The sequence below is a fragment of the Actinoallomurus sp. CA-142502 genome (assembly GCF_050936355.1).
GTDB classification, from domain to species: Bacteria; Actinomycetota; Actinomycetes; order Streptosporangiales; family Streptosporangiaceae; genus Actinoallomurus; species Actinoallomurus iriomotensis.
Genome location: NZ_JBNJMY010000001.1, coordinates 9,477,260 through 9,498,956, shown reverse-complemented (window position 1 = coordinate 9,498,956; position 21,697 = coordinate 9,477,260). Strand labels below are relative to the sequence as shown.

Genomic DNA, 21,697 nt, shown 5'->3' with positions numbered 1-21,697 from the left:
TCACGACTCCGGGCGGCGCTTGCCGAACGTGGCCGAGCGCAGGCCCGGAGCCAGCCCGTCCAGGTCCGCGTCCGGCCACTTCTGCCGGAGCGCGCGTACCAGCGCGATGACCATCCCCCGGCCGCCGATGCCGGGGGAGGTCTTGCCGGAGTGGCGGGCCCACAGGTCGTTGACGATGTCGAGGTAGGCCTCTGACGGCGGCACGCAGGCGGCCTCGCGGAGGAGGTCGACCGTCGTCGCGACCGGCAGCGAGCGGGCGTCCTCACGCAGTCGGAGCAGGACCAGCCGGCCCAGTGCCGGGAACGCCGGCAGGGCCTCGAAACAGGGCGCGTAGTGTTCCACGCGTTCCCACGCCGGCGCCTCTTTGGTGTGGTCCAGCAGCGAGAGCAGGTACGCGGGCAGGATCGCGCCGTCCTCGCCCCGGCGCCAGCGGAGCTGCTCGCCCATCGCCCGCAGGTACGGCACGGCCTGGAGCAGCAGCATCCCCGTGTGCCAGTTCGGCAGGAACGCCAGCTCCCGGATCGACAGGCCGAGGTAGCTCGACGCCGGCACGGCGAGGTCGCAGGTCTTCGGGTCGTGCGACAGGAGCACGTCGTAGTCGGTGGTGTCGGTCACCGCGCCGGGTGGCACGATGACGAACGTCTCCAGCAGGCGCGCGGGGGAGCCGTCCTCGCGGGTCAGGGTGACGTCGACACCCGCCTCGCCGCGGCTCACCCGGCCCCGTACGGTGTTCACCAGGCCGCTCCACTCCGACGGGGTCAGCTGGCCCTTCCACAGGTGGCCGTGCTCGACCCAGCGTTCGACGGCGGCGCCCGCGAACATCGCGCGTACCCCGATGCCCTCGGCGGACAGCAGCACGAGCAGGACCGTCAGGTTCGCGGAGTAAGCGGCCAGGCGGCGCGTGAGCGGGTGACGCGCCGGCTCGTACGCCGCGTAGGACCGGCTCGGATGGGTGTACAGCGCGCCGTCGAGCACTTGGAGCAGCAGCTCGCGGTAGCCGTCACGGGTCTCCTCGGGAAGCCCGTGGAAGATCGCGGCGAGGAAGTCGGTCACGGGCGCCCGCTCGGCCACGCACGCGAACGACAGGACCGCGAACAGGAAGCCGTCGTCGAGCCGCCCGGCGGCCGCGGTCGGCCGGTCGCGGACCAGGTCGTGCACTGCCACGAGGTCCCCGAGCGTCCGGTTGGTCAGCCAGGCGACCAGGAACTCCCCGAACGTCGTGTGCAGGAACTCGTACGTGCGGGTGCGGTGGCCGCGGGCATGCGCCTCGGACCGGTGGATGAAGAAGAACCGGCCGATCGCCCGCTGGGCCAGGCTGAGCGCCGCCTCGTCGCCGGGATCGACGGCGTCCGGCTCCGGGCGCAGGAGCGCCAGGTCGCGGTCGAGTTCGGCGTCGGTGATGCTCTGGCGGCCGCGCGCGAACATGCCGAGCGCGACCATCGCCAGCCGGTCCAGCTCGTTCTCGGCGAGCTTGCGCTGCGCGGACGCCGACAGCGACTGGTTGCCGGGATACTTGCGGATCTCCCGGAGCGCGAAGTCCATCAGCAGCGCCTCGTACAGCTCGGCCTGGCCGAGGCCGGCGTCGCGGGTCACCAGGGCGTTCTCGGTCGCGTCGAAGATCGCGAGCATGAGCAGGAGCAGCGGCTGGCAGGCCAGCTCGCGGTGCGCCAGCGCGGCCTCGGGGGTCAGCGGGCGCAGGTCGCGCGCCCGCAGCAGGTCGGCGTTGTGCCGCCGCCAGACCTCCAGCCACTGCCGCACCTGGGCGTCGGTGAACGGCTGGAGCTGGAGCGCGATGCTGCCCGCCGGGTACCGCACCCGGTCGGCGACGACCGTACGGCTCGTGACGAGCACGACCACGGGACGGCCCAGCGCGAGCTGCCGCCGCTGGAAGTCGCGCACCTGCTCCAGGTAGTCGTAGCGGTTGACCCCGGCGGCCTGCAGGAGCTCGTCGAAGCCGTCGAGCATCACCACCGGCAGCGCTCCGGCGGCCGCGTCGAGCAGGTCCTGGAAGGAGACGCGCTCGCCCGCCTGCCGGAAGATCGCCTGCTCGATCTGCTCCTGGATCAGCGACTCGGCCTCGACGTCGCGCAGCTCGACGCGGATCGGCAGGAAGTCCTGCTCGGGCAGGCGGGCGGCGAGGACCTCGGTGAGCTTGGACTTGCCGGAGCCGGGCTCGCCGAGCACCACGAGCGGCACCCGCACCGCGCGCGGCAGCGTGAGGTACCCGGCGAGGAACCTCTCGACGTACGGCACCGGCTCGTGGGCGTCCCACCACTCCTGCCCGGACGGCGTGTCGCCCGGACCCACCTCGGCCGCCTTGCAGCGCGGGCTGATGTACGCCTCGCCGAGCGGAGGCAACGAGACCCACTCCGGGGCGTGCCCGGTGGTCACGACCGGTTCGGCGAGTGCGGCGCGGTAGGCGCGGATCAGGTGGCTGCGCGGCCGGTCGCCGGCCTGCCGGCCCGCCATCTCGCCGAGCAGCCGGCCCACCTCGGCCAGGCCCGCGCTCAGCCCGGACGCCTCGGTGAAGCTGGCCCACACCTCGAACTCGCGGTTGTCGGAGGCCAGCCGGCGGAACGCGTCGTCGTACGCGCTGAGCGCCTGCGGCGGCATGCGGCGCACGGCGTCCAGCACGCGGGTGCGCTCGCGCCCGGCCAGGGCGCTCCACTCCGGCGCGGCGCGCAGCAGCGTCGTGAGACGGCGTGACATCAGGTCGTAGACGCCCTCGATGGCCTCGCGCGTGCGGGCGTACGGCACGTGCGGCTCGGGCATCGGCAGCCGGTCGCTGAGCAGCCCGTCGATCAGGTCGACGTACCCCTTGGACGGGCTCTCGTCCGGCGCGAGCCGCTCACCGGCCGCGACGGCGAGCCGGTCCGGCGTGAGCGGCAGCTCCGTACGGTCCAGCGTCTCGAAGTAGGACGAGACCACGAGCACGGCGTGCGCGGCGGCGAGCCGCTGGGTGCGGTCGTACCGGGACAGGCCGTTGCGGCGCTCGGAGATCCGGCGCATCGACTCGTGCCCGAACCGGACCACCTCGTCCTTGAGGTCGAACAGGTTCATCGGCGCGGACGCGTCGCCGCCCATCGTCCACGCGGTCGCCGCCCAGGTCGCAAGGCCCGCCGACATCACGCCGTCGAGGAGGCTGACGAGTCGGCTCTGGCGATCACCAAGGATTCTCAGCGCGTCGACATAGGTCAACGACTCTGACACATCGGCTCCACACGGCTTTTCGGGGAAGTGGCGGTGCGTTTCATCATCGCCCATTTACGTGCCCGTGGAACAGCGCGGCGTGTCCGCGGGCGCCTTTCCGGCGGCCCTTACGGCTCATTCGACGAGCGCGGGCCGATCGGGGTGGTCCATGCGGACGACCAGATCGGCGGTTCCGGCCGGGTCGGCCTCGCGTTCGTACCGCTCGTAGGCCGGCAGCGTCCACGCTTCGTCGGCCGCGACCTTGCGCCGCAGCGCCGCCGGGGAGAGCCACAGATGCGCCGTCAGGTCGAACGGGAGGCCGCGGCCGAGCAGCAGCGCGCCGTACACCAGCACCACCCCGCCCGGCGGCAGCGTGACGTACGCGGCCCGCACCGCACGGTCGGTCTCGCTGTCCCACAGGGCGGGCAGCACCCGGCCCGTGCCGCCGGGCCCGAGCGGACCGAGGACCTCCCGGTCCAGCGCCCCCACGTCGAGCCAGTCGTCGTAGAAGACGTCCGGATCGGTACGGCCGTGCTCGAAGCGCAGCGACGCCGGGCGCAGGAAGTCACGCGCGGAGACGCGCACGACCGCCCGGCCGCGCAGCCGCAGCGGCCCGGCCAGCGCGTCGGCGAGCTCGTCCGGCCGCGCGGGCGGCGCCCCGTCGACGGCGACCCGCACCCAGGGCGTTCCGGCGGACGCGACACGGTCGGCGATCTCCTCGATCAGGAGCGGAGGGGTGATCGGCCGGATGCGCACCCCGCCATCCTGCCCGCCGACCCGGGTACGGCTGGGTAGGTACCCCGGGTGAGGAGTCTCGGGAAGAGGTGAGACCGATGTCGATCCAGTTGAACCACACCATCGTCGCGGCCCGCGACAAGGCGGCCTCCGCGGAGTTCACGGCCCGCGTCCTGGGCCTGGAGGTCGGGGCGCCGTTCGGCCCGTTCCTGCCGGTCCAGACGGCCAACGGCGTCACGCTGGACTTCATGGAGGCCGAACCGGACCGGATCGTGCCGCAGCACTACGCGTTCCTGGTGTCGGACGAGGAGTTCGACGCGATCTTCGGGCGCATCCAGGACGCCGGGATCCACTACTACGCCGACCCCGCCCACCACGAGGAGGGAAGCATCAACCACCGCGACGGCGGCCGAGGCGCGTACTTCGACGACCCGAACGGCCACAACCTGGAGATCCTCACCCGCCCGTACGGCAGCGGCGGCTGATCGGACTCGGATCACCCATCATCTAGGCCGCCTGGCCGCCGCGGCGGCGGGTCAGTTCCTGGCCGATGGCGAACAGCAGCCAGCCGAACGCCGTCGCGTCGTCGATCACGCCGACCGGCAGCAGGAAGTCGGGGATGATGTCGATCGGGGACACGATGTAGATCACCGCGATGACCATCGCGATGATCTTGCCCTTGCTCGTGCGGTACACCCGGTCCCGGTGGCCGGCGACCCGCTGCCGGCTGCCGCGGCGCAGGCGCAGCAGGCCCGCGATGAGGATCAGGGCACCGAGGATCATCACGATGACGCCGACCGTGCCGACGCCGACGCCCCCGACGTCACCGTGGACGGCGAAGGCCAGCACCGCGCCGACGAGAAGCGCGAGAACGCCGGGAAGGATCATGCGATCTCCTCCGTACTCGGGGGCTCCACGCGGAGTATGTCCCGCCTAGCCGTTTTCATTCCCGTTGGATTCGCGCGGGACGGCCGGGGTTCCCCTCTCCGCCGTCCCGCGAGAGCCTGGGGCCACGTAGTTTCGGACCGAACGCGTGTTTTGGAGCTGACATGACCCTGGACCTGGCATCGATTCGCGCAGCGTACCCGGCCCTGCGCGATGGCTACGCCTACCTGGACGGAGCGGCGGGCACACAGGTCCCCGAGTCGGTGATCTCCGCGATCGCGGGCGCGTACGTGGGCGGCATCGGCAACGTCGGCGGCGCGTTCCCGGCCAGCGACCGCTCCGGCGCCATCGTCGAGGACGCCCGCCGGGCCGTCGCCGACCTGGTCGGCGGTGATCCGCGCGGCGTCGTGCTGGGGCCCAACATGACCACACTGACCTACCGCTTCTCGTACGCGCTCTCCCGTACCTGGCGTCCCGGCGACGAGATCGTGCTGTCCCGCCTGGACCACGACGCGAACGTACGGCCCTGGGTTCAGGCGGCCGAGCGCGCCGGCGCCACCGTCCGCTGGGCCGAGGTCGACCTGCCCGCCGGCGAACTGCCCGCCGAGCAGTACGACACCCTCCTCGGCGACCGCACCCGGCTCGTCGCGGTCACCGCCGCCAGCAACATCCTCGGCACCATGCCCGACGTCGCGGCGATCACCAAGCGCGCCCACGACGCCGGCGCGCTCACCTACGTCGACGGCGTGCACGCCACCCCGCACACCCCGATCGACGTGTCCGCGCTCGGCGCCGACTTCTACGCGACCAGCGCCTACAAGTGGTCCGGCCCGCACATCGGCACGGTCGTCGCCGCGCCGTCGCTGCTGGAGACCGTCCAGCCCGACAAGCTCGCCTCCTCGACCACCGAGGTGCCCGAACGCTTCGAGACCGGCACCGCGCCGTTCGCCGACCTCGCGGGCGTGACCGCCGCCGTCGACCACCTGGCCGGACTCGGCTCCGACGCCACCGGCACGCGGCGGCAGCGGATCCTGGCCTCGATGACCGCGGTGGAGGCGCACGAACAGGCCGAGCTCGCCCACCTGCTCGACGGGCTCGCCGCCCTCCCCGGCGTACGGCTCATCGGCGCTCCCCGGCGGCGTACCGCCACCGTCTACTTCACCGTCGACGGGCACACGCCGCGCGCGGTCGCCGAGCACCTCGCCTCACGCCGGGTGAACGTCTGGAACGGGCACAATTACGCGTGGGAGCTCACCGCGGCCCTCGGCATCCGCGACCAGGGCGGCGCCGTACGCGCCGGGCTTGTGCACTACAACGACCGGTCCGACGTCGAACGGCTGCTGGCGGCCGTATCAGAATTGCGTTGAGCACCATCCGACAGCGGTCAGTGAGGACACCGTATGACGTACACCGTCGATTCCGGCCATCTGGAGCGCGCCCGCGCGCTGCTCGCCGGCCACCCCGTGGTTGACGGGCACAACGACCTTCCGTGGGCGCTGCGCGAGAAGTTCGGATACGACCTCGACGCGTGCGACATCGCCGCCGACCAGACCGGCCGCCTGCACACCGACCTCGCCCGCCTGCGCGCGGGCGGGGTGGGCGCGCAGTTCTGGTCCGTGTACGTGCCCTCGGAGCTGGGGGGCGACCACGCGGTCAGCGCGACGCTGGAGCAGATCGACTGCGTCCGCGCCCTCGCCGCGCGCTACCCGGACCACCTGCGCATCGCCCTGACCGCCGACGACGTCGAGGCGGCGTGGGCGGACGGCCGGATCGCGTCGCTGATGGGCGCCGAGGGCGGCCACTCGATCGACAACTCGCTGGCCACGCTGCGCGCCCTGTACGCGCTCGGCGTCCGCTACATGACGCTGACGCACAACGACAACGTGCCCTGGGCGGACTCGGCCACCGACGAGCCGGCCGCGAACGGCCTCACCCGCTTCGGCGAGGAGGTCGTCCGCGAGATGAACCGGCTGGGCATGCTCGTCGACCTCTCCCACGTGGCCCCCGACACCATGAGGGACGCCCTGCGCGTCAGCCGGGCCCCGGTGATCTTCTCGCACTCCTCCTCGCGCGCCCTCTGCGACCACCCGCGCAACATCCCCGACGACGTGCTGACGTCCCTGGCCGCCAACGGCGGGGTCGCGATGGCGACGTTCGTGCCGAAGTTCGTGCTGCCCGAGGCCATCGACTGGACCAAGGCCGCCGACGAGCACGTCGAGGCGGCCGGCTTCCGCCGCTTCGACACCGGTCCGGAGGCCACCAAGGCACGGACGGAGTTCGAGACCGCCAACCCGCGGCCGGTCGCGACCCCGGCCACGGTCGCCGACCACCTCGATCACATGCGCGAGGTGGCCGGCATCGACCACCTCGGCATCGGCGGCGACTTCGACGGCATCCCGTTCACCCCGGACGGCCTGTCCGACGTGGCCGGATACCCGAACCTGATTGCCGAACTGCTCGGCCGCGGCTGGTCCGAGCCGGACCTGGCCAAGCTCACCTGGGGCAACGCCGTACGCGTCCTGCGCGCCGCCGAGGACACGGCCCACGACCTGAGCCGTACGGAGGCGCCGTCGATCGCGACGATCGAACAACTGGACGGCTGAGGGGAACCCGATTCGCGGGTACGGCGTCCGAATTAAATACGTTGCCCTCGCGGCGAGGGTTCTTATGATGGAAGCATCAGAACGACAGGAGAGGAGGAAGCGCGAATGAATACCGCGCACTGGCAGATGTCGCAGGGCACGCGATATGAGCTGCTGCATGTCCTCCTCAGGGGATCCTCGGGATAGGTCGCGCCTGTCGTGACGGGCCGCCCGAGGACATCGTCCCGGGCGGCTCTTTTCATAAGTAAGCCACGCTTGTGGGTGAGCCAACGGATAGGCGGCCGGTTTCCAAGTCCGGCGAGAAGCGGGTTCGACTCCTGCCACCCATGCTTTTCTCCTGCCTATGGCGGGGGAGCGCGTTTTGACAACTCCACAGCGGAAGACATTTACGCGCGGCGGCCTTTTCCGGGTTCCCGGCCGCCGCGCCCAGCCTCTGTAGCTCAGTGGAGAGAGCGCCCGCTTGCGGAGCGGGAGGCCCCAGGTTCGAGTCCTGGCGGAGGCGCGTACGTGGTCATTCCCTGGTCGTCCAACCGGAAGGACATGCGGCTCTGGACCGCACGATCGAGGTTCGAATCCTTGCCAGGGAGCGAGGCCGCCGCACACGGCTTGTGACCCCGCCTTCGTACAGCGGGTGGCCCGGGTCGGCACCGGGCGGCGGCTCTTTCGTCAAGCGCTCGTGGCCCAACTGGCAGAGGCACCGGCCCGAGGAGCCGGAGGTGCGGGTTCGAATCCCGCCGAGCGTACGCAGTTTCACCACGCCGCCATGGCCCAACCGGTAGAGGCGTCGCGCTCAGGACGCGAAGGTCAAGGTTCGAATCCTTGTGGCGGTACGCGAGAGACGACCGGGCCGTCCTGACGGGGGCGACGGCCCGGTCATCGACGCAATGGAAGGTTGGCGGAGTCCGGTATCGCGCCCGTTTCGAAAACGGAGGCCAGGGTCGCACCTGCGGGGGTTCGAATCCCTCACCTTCCGCCAGAAGAAAATCACAGCGCAGTAGGGGAGTCAGGCCGTCCCCACCGGCCCCATAAGCCGGGAGATCGTGGGTTCGAATCCCACCTGCGCGACTGGTCCGGTGTCATCCAACGGCAGGATGCGCGGTTGTTGCCCGCGACATGCTGGTTCGAATCCGGCCACCGGAGCCAGACCCTCGTAGCTCAGCGGAAAGAGCGCCCGCCTCCGGAGCGGTAGGTCGCCGGTTCGATTCCGGCCGAGGGTACGTCACGACCGGTAGCTCATCGGCAGAGCGGCGCCTTTACACGGCGCGCGTGGCAGGTTCGACTCCTGCTCGGTCGACCGCGTCCCACGGAAAAGGGACGCCATGGTGATCATGGTGTAACGGAAGCACGCCGGGTTGTGGCCCCGGAAGAGGCGGGTTCGAATCCCCCTGTTCACCCTTTGCATGGGCCTGGTCATGGGTGAGACCAAGCGGCTTTGACGAGCTCCCCGGTCTTTGGGCCGGGGATTTCGGCCTGGGGCGTTTGCCCCTTCCGATGGCTTCCTGCTTCAACGCGCTGTGCCAGGACTCTCGTCCTGGTCTTACTTGCGCTCTGCGAGGCGTTTAGTCTGTCGGCCCGTCCGGCCGCCAGGATGTTGCGTGCTGCGTTTATATCGCGGTCATGGACGGTCTTGCACTTCACGCAGGTCCATTGTCGGACGTTGAGGGGTTTGGGGCCGTCCTTGGCGCCACAGGCCGAGCAGACCTGAGAGGTCGGTTCAAAGCGGTCGATCTTGCCGACATAGCGGCCGTGCTTGGTGGCCTTGTACTCCAGCATGCTCACGAACTGCGTCCAGCCCGCATCGTGTACCGACTTGGCCAGGCGGGTGCGGGCCAAGCCGTTGACTGCGAGGTCTTCCACGTAGATCGCTTGGTTATCGCGAATCAATTCGGTGGAGAGCTTGTGTAGCCAGTCCCGGCGTTGGTCGGCTACGCGAGCGTGCTGGCGTGCGACCTTGGTCCGCGCCTTGGCGCGGTTGGTGCTGCCCTTGGCCTTGCGGCTGAGGGTCTTCTGCATTCTCTTAAGCTTCTTTTCCGCCCGGCGCAGGAAGCGCGGAGAGTCGACCTTGGTCCCGTCGGCGAGCACTGCGAAGTGCCCCAGCCCGAGGTCTACGCCGGTCTCGGCGCTGGTGGCAGGCAGGTGCTGGGGGTCCATGTTGATGACGAAGCTGAGGAAATATCGGCCGGAGCTGTCCTTGGTGACGGTCACCGATGATGGCGTGGCGGGAAGCGGACGGGACCATCTCACCTTGAGATAGCCGACCTTGGCCACGTACACTGTGCCGTTGCCGCGGATGGAGAATGCGTTGGTATTGAGGCGGATTGATTGCCGTGTGTCCTTCTTCGACTTGTACCGGGGCGGCCCGGCCTTAGGCCCATTGCGCTTGCCGTTAACCGACTCGAAGAAGTTTTTGAACGCGGTGTCCAGGTTCCGTAGGGACTGCTGGAGGACGACCGCTGACACATCGGCCAGCCACTCCCGCTCTGGGCTGCGCTTGGCCTCGGTGATGAATGTCCTGGACAGCTCCGCCGACGTGACATACGGCAGCCCGGCGGCGTGCGCGTCATTGCGAGCGCGCAAGCAGTCGTTCCACACCACACGCGCACATCCGAACGCTTGGGCCAGCGCGCGGCGCTGGGTGGCGTCCGGGTAGGTCCGGTAGTTGTAGCGGAGCTGCATGACCAAAACCATAGTGCTTCATTACTTCTGCCGATGGCTTTTGTTGTGACCGGCACATAGTCGCAGAATGTGCGGTCACTCGTTTCAGGGCATACCGGTGTAAATGGTGAGCGATTTTTATGGAGTTGCCCGCTTCGCATTGTGCAGGCTCGACTCCTGCCCCATGCACGATGTCTTCCGCTGTGGAGGGGCCGCCGAGAATTCTCAGTCGGCGGAGCCGAGCCGGTTGCCGACGATCCAGCCCATGCCCATCGCGGCGAGCAGGCCGTTGCCCGAGCTGTAACCGTCGGGGGACGGGCCCGAGATGCCCGTCGCGGCGCCGCCGGCGGCCGACAGGCCCGGGATGGGGGTGCCGTCCGGGCGCAGCACGTGGCCCTCCGCGTCGATCAGCAGGCCACCCTGTGTGGTGAGGATGCCGTGCGTGATCCACGCGGCGTACCAGGGCGGCCGCAGGCGTTCCACGGGACGTTTCACCAGGTCCGACGCTGCGACGAAGCCGTCCAGCGTCCGCCCGAGCGTGTCCTCGGGGAGGCCGAGGCCCCCGGCGAGCGACGACAGGTCCGCGTAGCGGCGGAACGCGCCCGCCGCGATCGACTCGCGCATCAGTTCCGAGTGGCGTGCCACCTCGTGCGCCGGTTCGTCCCAGATCATGACCGCGCGCTCGCCGGGAAGCCGGCGGATCAGCCCGCCGAGCCTGGAGTATCCCTGCGCCTTCTCGTCGCAGAACCGGCGGCCGGCGCCGTCGACCATCAACGCGCCGAGGAACGGCAGGTTCGGGTTGAGCCGGGTGCCGTGGCCGGCGACGACCTGGCCGTGGCCGAGGTAGGCGCCCATGTTCCGCAGTCCCGCGCCGATCCGCTCGCCCCAGATCACGGCGTCGCCGCGGCTCGTGCTGACGCCGCCGTGGAAGGCGGTCGCGGCGTCCGGTGTGAAGCGCCGCAGCAGGTCCGGGTTGTTGCCGTACCCGTCGCAGGCCAGCACCACTTCGTCGGCGGTGACCTCCTGCTCGCCGGTGTGCTCGCGCACCCGTACGCCGGTGACCCGCGCGCCGTCGTACCGCAGGCCGATGACGGGGGTCTCGTCGACGAACGTGATGTCCGCGACCGCGGACATGGCGCGGCGCAGCGTCTGCACGAGCACCTTGCCGCCGCCGCGGCCGGGGTCGGTGTGGAGCCGCGGGACCGACTGGCCCGCGCGGGGCATGTCGATGCCGAGCTCCAGCGGGTGGTCGAGTTCGTCGACGAGCCAGTCCACGTATCGCGGTGCCGCGGCGCAGACCGCCCGTACCAGCGCGGCGGCGCCGGGATCCCCGCTGGCGGCGAGGATGTCGCGGGCGTGCCGCTCGGGCGAGTCCTCGATGCCCGCCTCCGCCTGCAGCCGCGTGCCGCCCGCGGCGAGGCTGCCGCTGGAGTACTGGGTGTTGCAGCCGTGCCGGGTGCTCTTCTCGAACACGATGACCCGGCCGCCGCGGGCCGCGCGCAGCGCCGCGGTCATGCCCGCGGCGCCGGCGCCCACGACGACGACCTCGGCGTCGGTGCTCATTCGGCCGCCCCCCGGTAGAACTCGCGCGCCGCCTCCAGGACGGGGGCGGGCGGTGTCTCGAAGAAGAACCCGCGCCGCGAGGGGACGAGCCCGCTCGTGCGGTACATCCGCGCCCGTACCTCGCACAGCGCGAGGCCGACGCCGAGAGAGTCGATCACCGGGACGTCGTCGACCCGGGACACGCCCTGGTCGGCGAGGAAGATGTTCAGCGGACCCTCGCCGGGGACGATCACCTGCGCGCCGTCGGCGATCGCCCGCCGCGCCGCGACGGTGAAGGCCGCCAGCAGCGGTGCGGGGTCGTCGTAGGCGGAGACGATGTCGGTGAAGCCGCGTCCGATCGAGACGATCGGCCCGACGATCTCCCCGAAGCCGTAGTCGCGCATGTTCCGGTGCAGCTGCGGCTGGAGCGCGTCGATGAAGTTCACGATGCCCACGGTCGGCGCCAGCGTCGCGGCGAAGGCCACCGAGGCGTTCCCGAACGCGACGACGGGGAGGTCGACCAGCGAGCGGATCTCCTCGAACCCGGTGTCCGGGATGGTGGCGATCAGGAACGCGTCGTAGTCCTCGGCCCGGGCCTGAAGCGCCGCCGCCACGAACTGCTCCTTGTGCAGCCCGGACAGGTAGGAGTAGCGGATGTGCGTGCCGGGATACGCGGAGGGGTAGGTGCCGGGCCGCATGCCGTGGAAGTCGATCGTGGTGTCCGGCAGCCTGCGGGCGTCGAGGTGCCGGCGCATCGCCTCGACGTACGGGCCGACGTCCTCCAGGACGGTGAAGCTCTGGTGCCAGACGCGCGTCATGCCGGGACTCCGACGGCCGTCGCGGCGTTGCGTCCGCCGATGCGGCCGAAGACCGCCCCGCGCAGCACCGAAGTCGAGCCGGTGTAGTTGGAGTAGTAGAGCCCGGTGAGCTCGCCCGCGGCGTACAGGCCGGGGATGGCGCGGCCGTCGCGGTCGAGTACCTGCGCGTTCTCGTCGGTGCGCAGCCCGCCGAAGGTGAAGACGTTCGCCGCCATGATCGGGTAGGCGTGGAACGGCGCGGCGGCCACCGGCCGCGCCCAGTTGGACTTCGGCGGCACCAGGCCCTCGGTGGCCAGGCCGTCCGGGCCGCCGTGGTCGAACGTGCCGGGACGGCAGGCCGCGTTGAACTCCTCGACCGTCCGGTGTAGCGCGTCCGGCGGGACCTCCAGACCCGCGGCGAGCTCGTCGAGGTCGTGCCCGACGATCGGCGGCAGGTCGGTGCGGATCGAGGCGCGGATGTTCGGTACCTTCTGCGCCTCCGCGTCCAGGATGAGGTAAGCCACGCCGCGGGTCTGCGCCTGGATGATGCGGGTCACCCGCTCGTACCACGCGTCGGACGGCCCCGGCGCCTCGTCGGTGAAGCGCCGGCCCTCCGCGTTCACCAGGATGCCGTACGGGAAGGCGAAGATCGCCGCCTCGGGCTCGCCCGAGCGCGGGTCGACCGGCTCGGCGTGGAACAGCGCGAAGTTGCCGGCCGAGGCCGCCCCGGCGGCCAGGGCCATCTCGATGCCCTCGCCCTTGTTGTAGTGCCCGCCACGCGCGACCGGACGGCAGAGCATGCCCTTGTCGCCGTGGTACCGGGCCAGCAGTTCGGGGTTGCCCTCGTAGCCGCCGCAGGCGAGCACCACCCGCCCGGCGAGCTCCACCGGGCCGTCCGGGCCGAGCCCGCGTACGCCGCGGACCGCGCCGCCGTCGACGACGAGTTCGCGGACGGTGGTGTCGAAGTGGAAGGTCACGCCGACCGCACGCGCCGTCCGCGTCAGCGACTCGACGAGCGCCAGGCCGCCGCCGACCGGCGCCATGCGGCTGGTGGACGTGGTGGGGAACGGCGTGGGCAGCGTGGCGAAGCGGACGCCGAAGCCGGTCAGCCAGCGCAGCGTGGGTCCGGCCTCGTCCAGCAGCGTGGAGACGTACCCGTGGTCGACGATGTTCACCGTCGCGGTCGGGCCGTCCCAGCGGCCGCGGTCGGCGAGGGTGCCGGCCACGATGCCGGGGTCGGGGTGGCCCTGGAAGTCGCCCAGCAGCTGGTCGGCCAGGTCGTCGGCCGGCTCGTCCAGCGACTTCATCCGCAGGAACGCCTCGGTGTAGCGGGTGTTGCCGCCACTGGCCGCGGCGTCCGCGCGGTCGACGACGGCGACCGTCGCGCCGGACTCGTGGGCGGACAGCGCCGCGGACAGCCCGGCGACGCCGGCTCCGACGACCACGACGTCGTACTGAGTGGTCGCCATGTCAGGCCCCTTCGGCGATGGAGGAGAGGAACCGCTCGCTGTCGGACACCTCGGCGAACAGCGGCAGCGTGCGGGTGACCGCGAAGTCGTGCATGTCCGCGGCGAAGGAGGCGCACAGGTCCTCGAGTACGACGACGTCCAGCCCGGTGTCGACCGCGTGGCGCGCCGCGGCCTCGACGACGAGATTGGTGGCCACGCCGCCGAGGGCGACCCTCGTGATCGCGTTGCCCAGCAGCATCTCCGTCAGGGGCGTCCCGATGAAGGGGTTCACGCCGCCCTTGGTCACGATCGGCTCCGACGGCAGCGGCGAGACCTGCGGCACGAACTCCGCCTCCGTCGAGCCCAGCAGCATGGCGGCGGCGGTGCGGTAGGCGGTGAAGCGCGCCGAGCGGTTGGTGCGCAGCTCGTACGAAGGGTCGAACGCGAGGCGTACGTGCACGACGAACAGGCCGGCCGAGCGCGCCGCGTCGAGCGTCTTCGCCGCGCGGGCGATCACGTCGCGTGCGGCGACCTGCTCGGCCAGCGCGGGCTGGCGGCCGTGCGGGCCGGAGTCGCACATCGCGACCTGGTAGTCGAGCATCAGCAGTGCGGTGCGACTCATGTCTCGTCACCTTTCGTCGTAGGGGAGGTCACCACGCCGACCAGCCTCCGTCCGCGTAGATCACCTGGCCGGTGACGTACGATCCGGCCGGCGACGCCAGCAGCAGCAGCGGGCCGTCGAGGTCGGTCTCCGGGTCGCCCAGCCGCTTGAGCAGCGTCCGGTCGGAGAACCAGGCCAGGGTCTCCGGAGCGTCGGCGAGGGGCGCGGTCATGTTGGTGGGGTAGAAGACGCCGAGCGCCAGGCAGTTGACCCGTACGCCGGCGGTGCCGAACTCGCTGGCCATCGACCGGGTCAGGTTGGCGACACCGGCCTTGGAGGAGTAGTAGGCGGACTCGGGCACCGGTCCGACGCGTTCTGCGTAGACGGTGGCGAAGTTGACGATCCGGCCGCCGCGCTGGGCGGTCATCCGGGCGCCCGCCGCGCGACCCAGCAGCCACGCGCCGGTCAGGTTGACTCGCAGGACGCGTTCGAACTCCTCGACGGTCGTCTCGGCCACCGGCTTGCGGAGCATGACTCCGGCGGCGTTGACCAGGACGTCGAGCCGCCCGGCGTGCCCGACCGCCTCGGCCACCGACGACTCGTCGGTGACGTCGCAGGTCAGCGCCTCGACGGAGGCGCCCGCCGACACGAGCGAGTCGACCGTCCGGTCGAGGTCGTCCGCGCGGGAGGGCAGGTCGGCGACGAGTACCCGCGCACCGCGCCGGCCGAGGGTCAGTGCGGCGCGGGCGCCGAGCCCGCCGGCGGCCGCGCCGACCACGAGCGCGGTGTCGCCGGTGAGGTCGAACGGATCAGACATGGCGGGCCTCTTCTCGTGTCGTCGCGCGGGCCGCGTGCCGGGCGGCCTCGCGACCGGCGATGCGGCCGAAGACGGCGGACTTGCCCAGGGACGTTCCGGTGACGTAGCCGGCGCCGTGGAAGCCGCCGGTGACCTCACCGGAGGCGTACAGGCCGTGGATCGTCTCCCCGAAGACGTCGAGCACGTGCGCGGCCGGGTCGACGGTCAGCCCGCAGTACGTCGAGAGCAGGACGGTGGTGCAGGGGTAGCCGTAGTACGGCGGGCCCTGGATCGGCCGCGGCGTGCCGACGCCGCCGGAGAGCGTGGCCCGGCCGAACGCGTCGGGCTCGCCGCGTTCGAGGCGTCCGTTGTAGTCGGTGACACCGGCCTCCAGCGCGTCGGCCGGGATGCCGAGCGCGTCGGCGAGCCCGGCGAGGGTGTCGGCCCGCTGCACCTGGCCGGCCGCCAGACGGGGCGCGAAGTCGTAGATGGCCACCTCGGGATCGGTCTGCGCGAGGACCGAGTCGTCCATGATCTGGAAGGCGATGCCCTCGGGCTGCGCGAGGCAGGCGTCGCCGATCTCCTTGTACGGACGTGACTCGTCGACGAAGCGGTGGCCCTCGCCGTTGACCGCGATCGCGCCCTTGTAGACGGCGAGGATGCCATGGCCGCCCTCGGCCGGAGAGGGCCACGGGAAGATGCCGAACGTGCCCTTGACGTAGGGCATGTCGGCCAGTCCCGCGCCGGCCTTGCACCCCATCAGCAGCCCGTCGCCGGTGTTGGCGTCGCCGCCGGCCTTGAGTGCGCGCTCCATGGCGGGCGCGAAGGCGGCGAGCAGCCGCGGGTTGCGTACGAAGCCGCCGGTGGCGATGACGACCGCGGGCGCGGTCACCTCCGACACGCCGCCGGACCCGTCGAGGACGACCCCGGCGGCGTGGTCGCCGTCCATGAGGAGCCGCCTGGCCCGGGACCGGTGGCGCAGTTCGGCGCCTCGCGCCCGCGCCCGCCGGGTGAGCGAGTCGATGAGCGCCCCGACGTCCACGGGGTGCGAGCGCGGCACGGACTGGCCTGACGCGGCGCGCGGCGCGCCGAAGACCGCGCCGTGGGAGCGCAGCCAGTGGTACGTGCCGATCTGCTCCGCGCAGTAGGTGTCGATGAGGCTCTCGTCGGCGCGGTGCGCGCCGACCTCCACCAGGTCGCTGCGCAGCAGGCCGGGGCCGTCGTCGATGCCGGCGGCACGCTGTTCGTCGGTGCCGGCGAAGGCGGTGAGCCCGGCGCTGAGCACCGAGCTGCCGCCGAGGACCGCACGCTTCTCCACCAGGAGCACGCGCGCGCCCTCCTCGGTGGCCTGGGCCGCGGCGGCGGCTCCGGCCAGCCCGCCGCCGAGCACCACGACGTCGTAGCGCTCGCTCATCCCTCCGCTCCGGCGATCACCTCGGCGAACGCGGAGTCCAGGGCGGTGAGGCCAGGCAGCGCGAACAGCTCCTGCCGCTGCGCCCACGGCAGGATCCGGTCCGTGAAGCCGTTCGTCTCGCCGTGCTCGGCGAGATACCGCAGCGCCTGCTGACCGGCGAACGCCATCGCGCGCATCAGGAAGTTCGCGTACAGCACGATCGAGAAGCCCAAACCGGACAGCTCGGCGACGGTCAGCGGCACCGTCTTGCCGCCCTCGACGATGTTCGCCACCAGCGGGACGCCACGGAACTCCCGGCCGACCCGCTCCAGCTCCTCCACGCCCTGCGGCGCCTCGACGAACAGCCCGTCGGCACCGGCGTCGAGGTACACGTGCGCCCGGCGCAGCGCCTCATCGAGCCCGTACACGCCGCGGGCGTCGGTGCGCGCCAGGATCACGAGCGCCTCGGCGCCCTGACCGGACCGGGCGCGCCTCGCGGCGTGGATCTTGGCCACCATCTCTCCGGCGTCGACCAGCTGGTGGCCGTCGAAGTGGCCGCAGCGCTTCGGCATCTGCTGGTCCTCGAGCTGGATGCCCGCGGCGCCCGCCCGTTCGAGCAGGTGGACCGTGCGCATCACCGACAGCGGCCCGCCATGCCCGGTGTCGCCGTCGACGATGACCGGCCGGCCGGTGGCGTCGGTGATCCGCTCGACCTGCTCGACGACCTCGCCGAGCGAGACCAGGCCGACGTCGGCGACGCCGAACTGCGCGTTGGCGATCCCGGCTCCGCTCGCGTAGCAGGCCGCGAACCCGGCCCGGTCCGTGAGCCGCGCGCCCAGCGCGTCACTCACGCCGGGCAGGACGAGCGGCTCCGGGGCGCTCAGCAGATCGCGCAGGGCCGCGCGCCGTCGGGCCGGGTCGGTGTCGCTCGCCAGGCCGTGCGGTACGCCCGGTCCGTCAATTGCGGACATCGAACTTCTCCCTGTGGGGCTCCGCCGCGACGTCCGTCCATCCGGGACGTCGCATGGAAGCATGTAGTGATTGCTACAGGGACATTCGCATGACACACCGCCGTAACGCAAGAGGCAGTTCGCCGGGCGCTACGGGCGGGACCTGGGAAACGGCCGCGCGGGCAGGCCGAGAACGACCAGGGCCCGTCTCGACCGCGCGGTGGGACGGCGGGCGGCCGAGACGGGCCCAGAGTTCAGGAGCGGCGGGCCTCAGGCGTCCGCGCCGGTGGAGCCCGAGCGCTTGGAGCCTGTCGCGGGCCGCTTCGCGGGCTTGGCCTGCGCCGTCTTGGCGCGGGCGGCTCGCGCGGGTGCCGCCTTGGCGGCGGCCGGCGCGGCGCCCGCGCCTCCGGCGGCCGCCGCGGCGTCCTCGTCTCCGGCGGCCGCCAGGAAGTGATGGACCACGCCGCGCATGCCGATCGTCATCAGCTCCACGAGCCGGGCGTGGTCGAAGCCCTCATCGGTCTGCGTCGCGATGAACAGGCCGTCGGAGACGGCGATCATCATCTGGGCCAGCTCGTGCGGGGCCTGCGGGTGGGCCGCGATCGCCGAGCTGGGCAGCACGCGGTGCCACCAGCCGGTCATCATCATGATCGTGTCGTCGCGTACCTTGCGGAAGCGGGCCCGGGCGCTCGCCTCGACCGCGCGCCGTTCGAGGGCGAGCATCAGGCCGAGCCGCTGGAAGGACGGCTGGTCGACCAGGCCGGTGGCCAGGTTGCGCAGGGCGGTCTCGACCTGGACGTCCAGGTCGGCGTTGTCGGCGAGCTCGGTCCAGGACGTCCGGCTGGCGCGCCACTGACGGTAGTTGTGCTCGATGGCCTCGGCGAGCAGCTCGTCCTTGTTCTTGAACTGCCAGTACACCGAGCTCGCGGGCAGGCCGGCGCGCTTCGTCACCAGGGCGAGCGTGGTCCCGTCGTAGCCGCGTTCGGAGGCGATCTCGAAGGCCGCGTCGAGGATGCGCTGCCGTGACTCCTCGCCCTGCTGGTGGCGGCGCTGGGACTGTCTGGGCATCGTGTTCGACTCCTGCGGGGGATCGGCCATGTAGCGCGGCGTACACGGAAAGTGTACTTGTGCGGGGTCGTTCGCGACGGCCGTCGGCCTGCCCTGCTTCGCTGGCCAGTAAGGGAGCGGAGATTACGAAAAGGTTACGATCGATGCCCGCTCTTGTGTCATCCGCGTTACCGGCCACATGCTCCTGCCGTAACGGTCACTACAGGGAACCGTAGCAGTCAACACAGGGCCTTGACCCTGGACCCCGCGATGCGACGAGCCGCACGAGACCGGGGCCTGAGTCACCACACCTCCACCGAAAGGTCCAAGTCCCGTGGCACTTCCCATACGTTCCAAGGCCGCCGCGTCTCTCGTCGCGGCCGTGGCCATCGCCCTGCTCACCGCCTGCTCCGGCGGCGGCACGACCGATTCCGCCGCCGTCGCGGGCGGCGACTCCGGAGCGGTCGGTACCGGCGTCGCGTACGCCAAGGCGCAGCTGAAGAAGTACGAGGTGACCCGGGACGCCTACGGCACGCCGGTCTCGGTGCCGAAGCCTCCCGAACTGCACGGCAAGACCGTCTGGTACGTGCCCATCGGCACCGGTGTTCCGGTGCTGGCCACCATCGGCACCCAGATGCAGAACGCCCTCGGCCGGCTCGGGGCGAGCGTCCACGTCTGCGACGGCAAGTTCCAGCCGACGACCATCGCCGACTGCATGAACACGGCCGCGACGCAGGGCGCGAGCGCCGTCGTCACCGGCTTCGTCGACTACGCCAGCGCGCCGTCGGCCTTCCAGAGCCTGGTCGGCAAGGGCATCCCGGTACTCGTCGGCGGCGTGCCCGTCACCGGCGGCGCCAAGCCCGGCAAGAACCTCGGCTTCTTCGACCCGTCCGGACTGACCCAGCAGGCGTTCAGGCTGATGTCCGACGCCGCCATCGCCGACAGCGACGGCAAGGCGAAGGCGCTGGTCGTGAAGCTGACCGACTCCAGCGTGACGACCAAGAACAACGAGGTGGGCATCGAGGAGCTGAAGCAGCACTGCCCGAAGTGCGAGGTCACCACCGTCGACACGCTCACCGCCGACATGAGCAGGCTCGGCTCGGCGATCAGCGCGAAGCTCGCCGCCAACCCCGACATCGACTACCTGATCCTGCCGCAGGACGCGTTCCTGCAGGCCGCGCTGCCCGGGATCCAGAGCGCGGGGTTCACGAACAAGCTGAAGGTGATCGCCGCCGGCGGCACCACGGCGGGCCTGCGGGCACTGAAGGCCGGCCAGCTCGCCTACAACGTCGGCCAAGGGGCCGTCTACAACGGCTGGGGCTTCGCCGACGCCACCGTACGCCTGCTGGCCGGAGCCCCGATCCAGCCGGAGAACGACGGCGCGATCCGGGTCTTCACCAAGGACAACGTGGGCGGCCTCGACCTGAGCGACGCGAACTACAACGGCACCGCGTGGTACGGCGGTGACCGGTGGCAGCGGGACTTCCTGACCGCCTGGGGCGTCAAGTCGTGAGCGCAGGGGCCACGCCGCGGCTGGAGGTCGCGGGCATCGGCAAGACCTTCGGCTCCGCGTGCGTCCTGTCCGACGCGCGGCTCACGGTGCGGCCGGGTCAGCTGCACGCCCTCGTCGGCCAGAACGGCTCCGGTAAGTCGACGCTGGTCAAGGTCCTCACCGGGTACCACGCCCCCGACGCCGGCGGCACGATCCGGGTGGACGGTGCGGAACTGCGCCTGCCGGTGCGGTGGGCGCAGGCGCACGCGGCCGGCGTCTCGGTCGTCCACCAGGACCTCGGCCTGCTCGACCACCTGACGGTGGCGGAGAACATCGGCGTCGGCGGCTACTCCCGCACCCGCTACCTGCGCCGCGTCGACTGGCGGGCCCAGCGTACGGTCGCGGCGAAGGCACTGCGCTCGCTGCGCCTGGACCTCGACCCCGCCGCGCCGGTCGGGACGCTCGGCGCCGCTCACCGCGCCGGCGTCGCCATCGCACGGGCCATGCGCGACCTCGTTCCCGGCGGCGGCCTGGTCATCCTCGACGAGTCCACCCGCTCGCTCGGCCGCGACGAACTGCGCCGGTTTCACGAGATGCTGCGCCGCGTCATGGACACGGGCACCTCCGTGCTGCTGGTCAGCCACAGTCTCGACGAGGTCCTGACGTTCGCCGACCGCGTCACCGTGCTGCGCGACGGGCGGGTCGTGGGCCGGGATCTGGACACCGCCGGGCAGACCGAACAGGCCGTCGCCCGGCTCATGCTCGGCAAGGACGTGGACCGCGTCACCGCACCCGCCGCGGGCGCGCGTCCGGCGCCGGCCGCGCGGGTCAGCGGGCTGTACGGGCCGGGGGCCGCCGGCCTCGATCTCAGCATCGGCGCGGGAGAGGTCGTCGGGCTGACCGGCATTCCGGGCAGCGGCGTGGAGCACCTCCCTTATCTGATCGCCGGGGCCCGGCCGGCCCGGGCCGGCCGGCTCGCCGTCGGCGGCACCGTGGTCGACCTGCCCAAGGCCGGCGTCGGGGCGTGCATCCGCGCCGGGGTGGCGCTGGTCCCCGAACGCCGCGACCGGGACGGCCTGGCCATGAGCCTGTCCGTCCGCGACAACATCTGCCTGCCGAGGCTGCGCCGCGACGGCAGGCGCTACTGGGTCGGCCGGCGCTGGCAGCAGCGGGAGACGGCCGAGGCGATCAGGAGCCTGGGCATCCGGCCGAACACCCCGATGCGGCTGGTCGGCGAACTCAGCGGGGGCAACCAGCAGAAGGTCCTGCTGGCCAAGTGGATGTCGGTCGGCCCGAAGCTGGTGATCCTGCACGAGCCCACTCAGGCGGTGGACGTCGGGGCGCGCTCGGACATCCTCAACGCGGTCCGTCGCGCCGCGGACTCCGGCGTCGCGGTGCTGCTGGTCAGCGCCGAGGCCGCCGACCTCGCCGCCGCGTGCGACCGGATCCTCGTCTACCACGGGCCCGACCGGCTCGAGGAGATCCGCACCGACGACCCGGACACCGTGCTCGGCGCGGTGTACGCCACCGCACCCACGCCGCCGACCCCCACCGCGTCCTGAGC

At 71.7% G+C, this 21,697-nt stretch carries 17 protein-coding genes and 11 tRNA genes; 16 read left to right on the top strand and 12 right to left on the bottom strand.

The window, feature by feature from the left end:
* Together ACQEV1_RS44355 and ACQEV1_RS44350 are read right to left on the bottom strand one after the other, a co-directional pair.
* Nucleotides 1-3,210, bottom strand: coding sequence for an NACHT domain-containing protein (locus ACQEV1_RS44355; protein ID WP_433403074.1), 3,210 nt, complete (start codon nt 3,208-3,210; stop codon nt 1-3).
* A gap of 114 nt (nt 3,211-3,324) precedes the next feature.
* Nucleotides 3,325-3,945, bottom strand: coding sequence for a uridine kinase (locus ACQEV1_RS44350; protein WP_433403071.1), 621 nt, complete (start codon nt 3,943-3,945; stop codon nt 3,325-3,327).
* A 77-nt stretch (nt 3,946-4,022) separates the two neighbouring features.
* On the opposite strand from ACQEV1_RS44350, the gene ACQEV1_RS44345 reads away from it, so the two are divergent.
* On the top strand, nt 4,023-4,409 hold the full coding sequence (locus ACQEV1_RS44345) for a VOC family protein (protein ID WP_285627019.1): 387 nt from the start codon (nt 4,023-4,025) through the stop codon (nt 4,407-4,409).
* A gap of 22 nt (nt 4,410-4,431) precedes the next feature.
* Here ACQEV1_RS44345 and ACQEV1_RS44340 read toward each other — a convergent pair whose 3' ends face one another.
* A complete protein-coding gene (locus tag ACQEV1_RS44340) occupies nt 4,432-4,812 on the bottom strand; it encodes a YkvA family protein (RefSeq protein WP_285583709.1) in 381 nt (126 codons plus the stop codon).
* 161 nt (nt 4,813-4,973) lie between these two features.
* Here ACQEV1_RS44340 and ACQEV1_RS44335 point away from each other — a divergent pair, with 161 nt between their 5' ends.
* The 13 genes from ACQEV1_RS44335 (at nt 4,974) to ACQEV1_RS44275 (ending at nt 8,807) form a co-directional block, all read left to right on the top strand.
* Nucleotides 4,974-6,176 carry a cysteine desulfurase-like protein gene (locus ACQEV1_RS44335; protein ID WP_433403069.1) on the top strand — a complete coding sequence of 401 codons (1,203 nt, stop codon included), beginning with the start codon at nt 4,974-4,976 and terminating at the stop codon, nt 6,174-6,176.
* Between the two features lie 33 nt (nt 6,177-6,209).
* On the top strand, nt 6,210-7,412 hold the full coding sequence (locus tag ACQEV1_RS44330; protein ID WP_433403066.1) for a dipeptidase: 1,203 nt from the start codon (nt 6,210-6,212) through the stop codon (nt 7,410-7,412).
* 257 nt (nt 7,413-7,669) lie between these two features.
* A tRNA-Gly gene (locus ACQEV1_RS44325) sits at nt 7,670-7,741 on the top strand.
* 100 nt (nt 7,742-7,841) lie between these two features.
* Nucleotides 7,842-7,914 (top strand) — tRNA-Arg (locus ACQEV1_RS44320).
* 13 nt (nt 7,915-7,927) lie between these two features.
* Nucleotides 7,928-7,999: transfer RNA gene (locus ACQEV1_RS44315), tRNA-Gln, on the top strand.
* Nucleotides 8,000-8,082: 83 nt separating this feature from the next.
* Nucleotides 8,083-8,155, top strand: a tRNA-Leu gene (locus ACQEV1_RS44310).
* Between the two features lie 14 nt (nt 8,156-8,169).
* Nucleotides 8,170-8,242 (top strand) — tRNA-Leu (locus tag ACQEV1_RS44305).
* Nucleotides 8,243-8,298: 56 nt separating this feature from the next.
* Nucleotides 8,299-8,388 (top strand) — tRNA-Ser (locus ACQEV1_RS44300).
* Nucleotides 8,389-8,400: 12 nt separating this feature from the next.
* Nucleotides 8,401-8,477 (top strand) — tRNA-Met (locus ACQEV1_RS44295).
* Between the two features lie 4 nt (nt 8,478-8,481).
* Nucleotides 8,482-8,555 (top strand) — tRNA-Asn (locus tag ACQEV1_RS44290).
* Nucleotide 8,556: 1 nt separating this feature from the next.
* A tRNA-Arg gene (locus tag ACQEV1_RS44285) sits at nt 8,557-8,629 on the top strand.
* Between the two features lie 5 nt (nt 8,630-8,634).
* A tRNA-Val gene (locus ACQEV1_RS44280) sits at nt 8,635-8,706 on the top strand.
* 27 nt (nt 8,707-8,733) lie between these two features.
* A tRNA-His gene (locus ACQEV1_RS44275) sits at nt 8,734-8,807 on the top strand.
* A gap of 15 nt (nt 8,808-8,822) precedes the next feature.
* On the opposite strand, the gene ACQEV1_RS44270 is transcribed toward ACQEV1_RS44275, so the two are convergent.
* The 9 genes from ACQEV1_RS44270 to ACQEV1_RS44230 form a co-directional block, all read right to left on the bottom strand.
* The gene (locus ACQEV1_RS44270) at nt 8,823-10,088 is read right to left on the bottom strand and encodes an RNA-guided endonuclease InsQ/TnpB family protein (protein ID WP_433403063.1); all 1,266 of its coding nucleotides are present in this window, start codon (nt 10,086-10,088) and stop codon (nt 8,823-8,825) included.
* A 204-nt stretch (nt 10,089-10,292) separates the two neighbouring features.
* A complete protein-coding gene (locus ACQEV1_RS44265) occupies nt 10,293-11,630 on the bottom strand; it encodes an FAD-dependent oxidoreductase (RefSeq protein ID WP_433403060.1) in 1,338 nt (445 codons plus the stop codon).
* Nucleotides 11,627-12,427 (bottom strand): aspartate/glutamate racemase family protein, encoded by an 801-nt coding sequence (locus ACQEV1_RS44260; RefSeq protein WP_433403058.1) that lies wholly within the window; start codon nt 12,425-12,427, stop codon nt 11,627-11,629. Before ACQEV1_RS44260 ends, ACQEV1_RS44265 begins: the two co-directional genes overlap by 4 nt.
* The gene (locus tag ACQEV1_RS44255; RefSeq protein ID WP_433403056.1) at nt 12,424-13,875 is read right to left on the bottom strand and encodes an FAD-dependent oxidoreductase; all 1,452 of its coding nucleotides are present in this window, start codon (nt 13,873-13,875) and stop codon (nt 12,424-12,426) included. Before ACQEV1_RS44255 ends, ACQEV1_RS44260 begins: the two co-directional genes overlap by 4 nt.
* A gap of 1 nt (nt 13,876) precedes the next feature.
* Entirely contained in the window at nt 13,877-14,476 is a 600-nt protein-coding gene (locus tag ACQEV1_RS44250; RefSeq protein WP_433403053.1) for a cysteine hydrolase family protein, read from the bottom strand.
* A gap of 28 nt (nt 14,477-14,504) precedes the next feature.
* Nucleotides 14,505-15,272, bottom strand: coding sequence for an SDR family NAD(P)-dependent oxidoreductase (locus ACQEV1_RS44245; RefSeq protein ID WP_433403050.1), 768 nt, complete (start codon nt 15,270-15,272; stop codon nt 14,505-14,507).
* Nucleotides 15,265-16,665 carry an FAD-dependent oxidoreductase gene (locus ACQEV1_RS44240; RefSeq protein ID WP_433403047.1) on the bottom strand — a complete coding sequence of 467 codons (1,401 nt, stop codon included), beginning with the start codon at nt 16,663-16,665 and terminating at the stop codon, nt 15,265-15,267. Before ACQEV1_RS44240 ends, ACQEV1_RS44245 begins: the two co-directional genes overlap by 8 nt.
* On the bottom strand, nt 16,662-17,615 hold the full coding sequence (locus tag ACQEV1_RS44235) for an isocitrate lyase/PEP mutase family protein (RefSeq protein WP_433403045.1): 954 nt from the start codon (nt 17,613-17,615) through the stop codon (nt 16,662-16,664). The genes ACQEV1_RS44240 and ACQEV1_RS44235 overlap by 4 nt, the downstream gene beginning before the upstream one ends.
* Nucleotides 17,616-17,864: 249 nt before the next feature.
* Complete coding sequence (locus ACQEV1_RS44230; RefSeq protein ID WP_433403042.1) at nt 17,865-18,662, bottom strand: TetR/AcrR family transcriptional regulator; 798 nt, start codon at nt 18,660-18,662, stop codon at nt 17,865-17,867.
* 313 nt (nt 18,663-18,975) lie between these two features.
* On the opposite strand from ACQEV1_RS44230, the gene ACQEV1_RS44225 reads away from it, so the two are divergent.
* Both ACQEV1_RS44225 and ACQEV1_RS44220 read left to right on the top strand, forming a co-directional pair.
* Nucleotides 18,976-20,154, top strand: a complete 1,179-nt coding sequence (locus ACQEV1_RS44225) for a sugar ABC transporter substrate-binding protein (protein WP_433403039.1) — start codon at nt 18,976-18,978, stop codon at nt 20,152-20,154.
* Nucleotides 20,151-21,695 (top strand): sugar ABC transporter ATP-binding protein, encoded by a 1,545-nt coding sequence (locus tag ACQEV1_RS44220; protein WP_433403036.1) that lies wholly within the window; start codon nt 20,151-20,153, stop codon nt 21,693-21,695. Before ACQEV1_RS44225 ends, ACQEV1_RS44220 begins: the two co-directional genes overlap by 4 nt.
* Nucleotides 21,696-21,697: the final 2 nt, after the last annotated feature.

Excerpts from the sequence above, each read along its gene's own strand:
- ACQEV1_RS44345 (WP_285627019.1), top strand. The coding sequence starts at position 4,023 with ATGTCGATCCAGTTGAACCACACCATCGTCGCGGCCCGCGACAAGGCG.
- ACQEV1_RS44265 (WP_433403060.1), bottom strand. The coding sequence starts at position 11,630 with ATGAGCACCGACGCCGAGGTCGTCGTCGTGGGCGCCGGCGCCGCGGGC.
- ACQEV1_RS44250 (WP_433403053.1), bottom strand. The coding sequence starts at position 14,476 with ATGAGTCGCACCGCACTGCTGATGCTCGACTACCAGGTCGCGATGTGC.
- ACQEV1_RS44230 (WP_433403042.1), bottom strand. The coding sequence starts at position 18,662 with ATGCCCAGACAGTCCCAGCGCCGCCACCAGCAGGGCGAGGAGTCACGG.
- ACQEV1_RS44340 (WP_285583709.1), bottom strand. The coding sequence starts at position 4,812 with ATGATCCTTCCCGGCGTTCTCGCGCTTCTCGTCGGCGCGGTGCTGGCC.
- ACQEV1_RS44270 (WP_433403063.1), bottom strand. The coding sequence starts at position 10,088 with ATGCAGCTCCGCTACAACTACCGGACCTACCCGGACGCCACCCAGCGC.
- ACQEV1_RS44335 (WP_433403069.1), top strand. The coding sequence starts at position 4,974 with ATGACCCTGGACCTGGCATCGATTCGCGCAGCGTACCCGGCCCTGCGC.
- ACQEV1_RS44330 (WP_433403066.1), top strand. The coding sequence starts at position 6,210 with ATGACGTACACCGTCGATTCCGGCCATCTGGAGCGCGCCCGCGCGCTG.
- ACQEV1_RS44240 (WP_433403047.1), bottom strand. The coding sequence starts at position 16,665 with ATGAGCGAGCGCTACGACGTCGTGGTGCTCGGCGGCGGGCTGGCCGGA.
- ACQEV1_RS44260 (WP_433403058.1), bottom strand. The coding sequence starts at position 12,427 with ATGACGCGCGTCTGGCACCAGAGCTTCACCGTCCTGGAGGACGTCGGC.
- ACQEV1_RS44255 (WP_433403056.1), bottom strand. The coding sequence starts at position 13,875 with ATGGCGACCACTCAGTACGACGTCGTGGTCGTCGGAGCCGGCGTCGCC.
- ACQEV1_RS44245 (WP_433403050.1), bottom strand. The coding sequence starts at position 15,272 with ATGTCTGATCCGTTCGACCTCACCGGCGACACCGCGCTCGTGGTCGGC.
- ACQEV1_RS44235 (WP_433403045.1), bottom strand. The coding sequence starts at position 17,615 with ATGTCCGCAATTGACGGACCGGGCGTACCGCACGGCCTGGCGAGCGAC.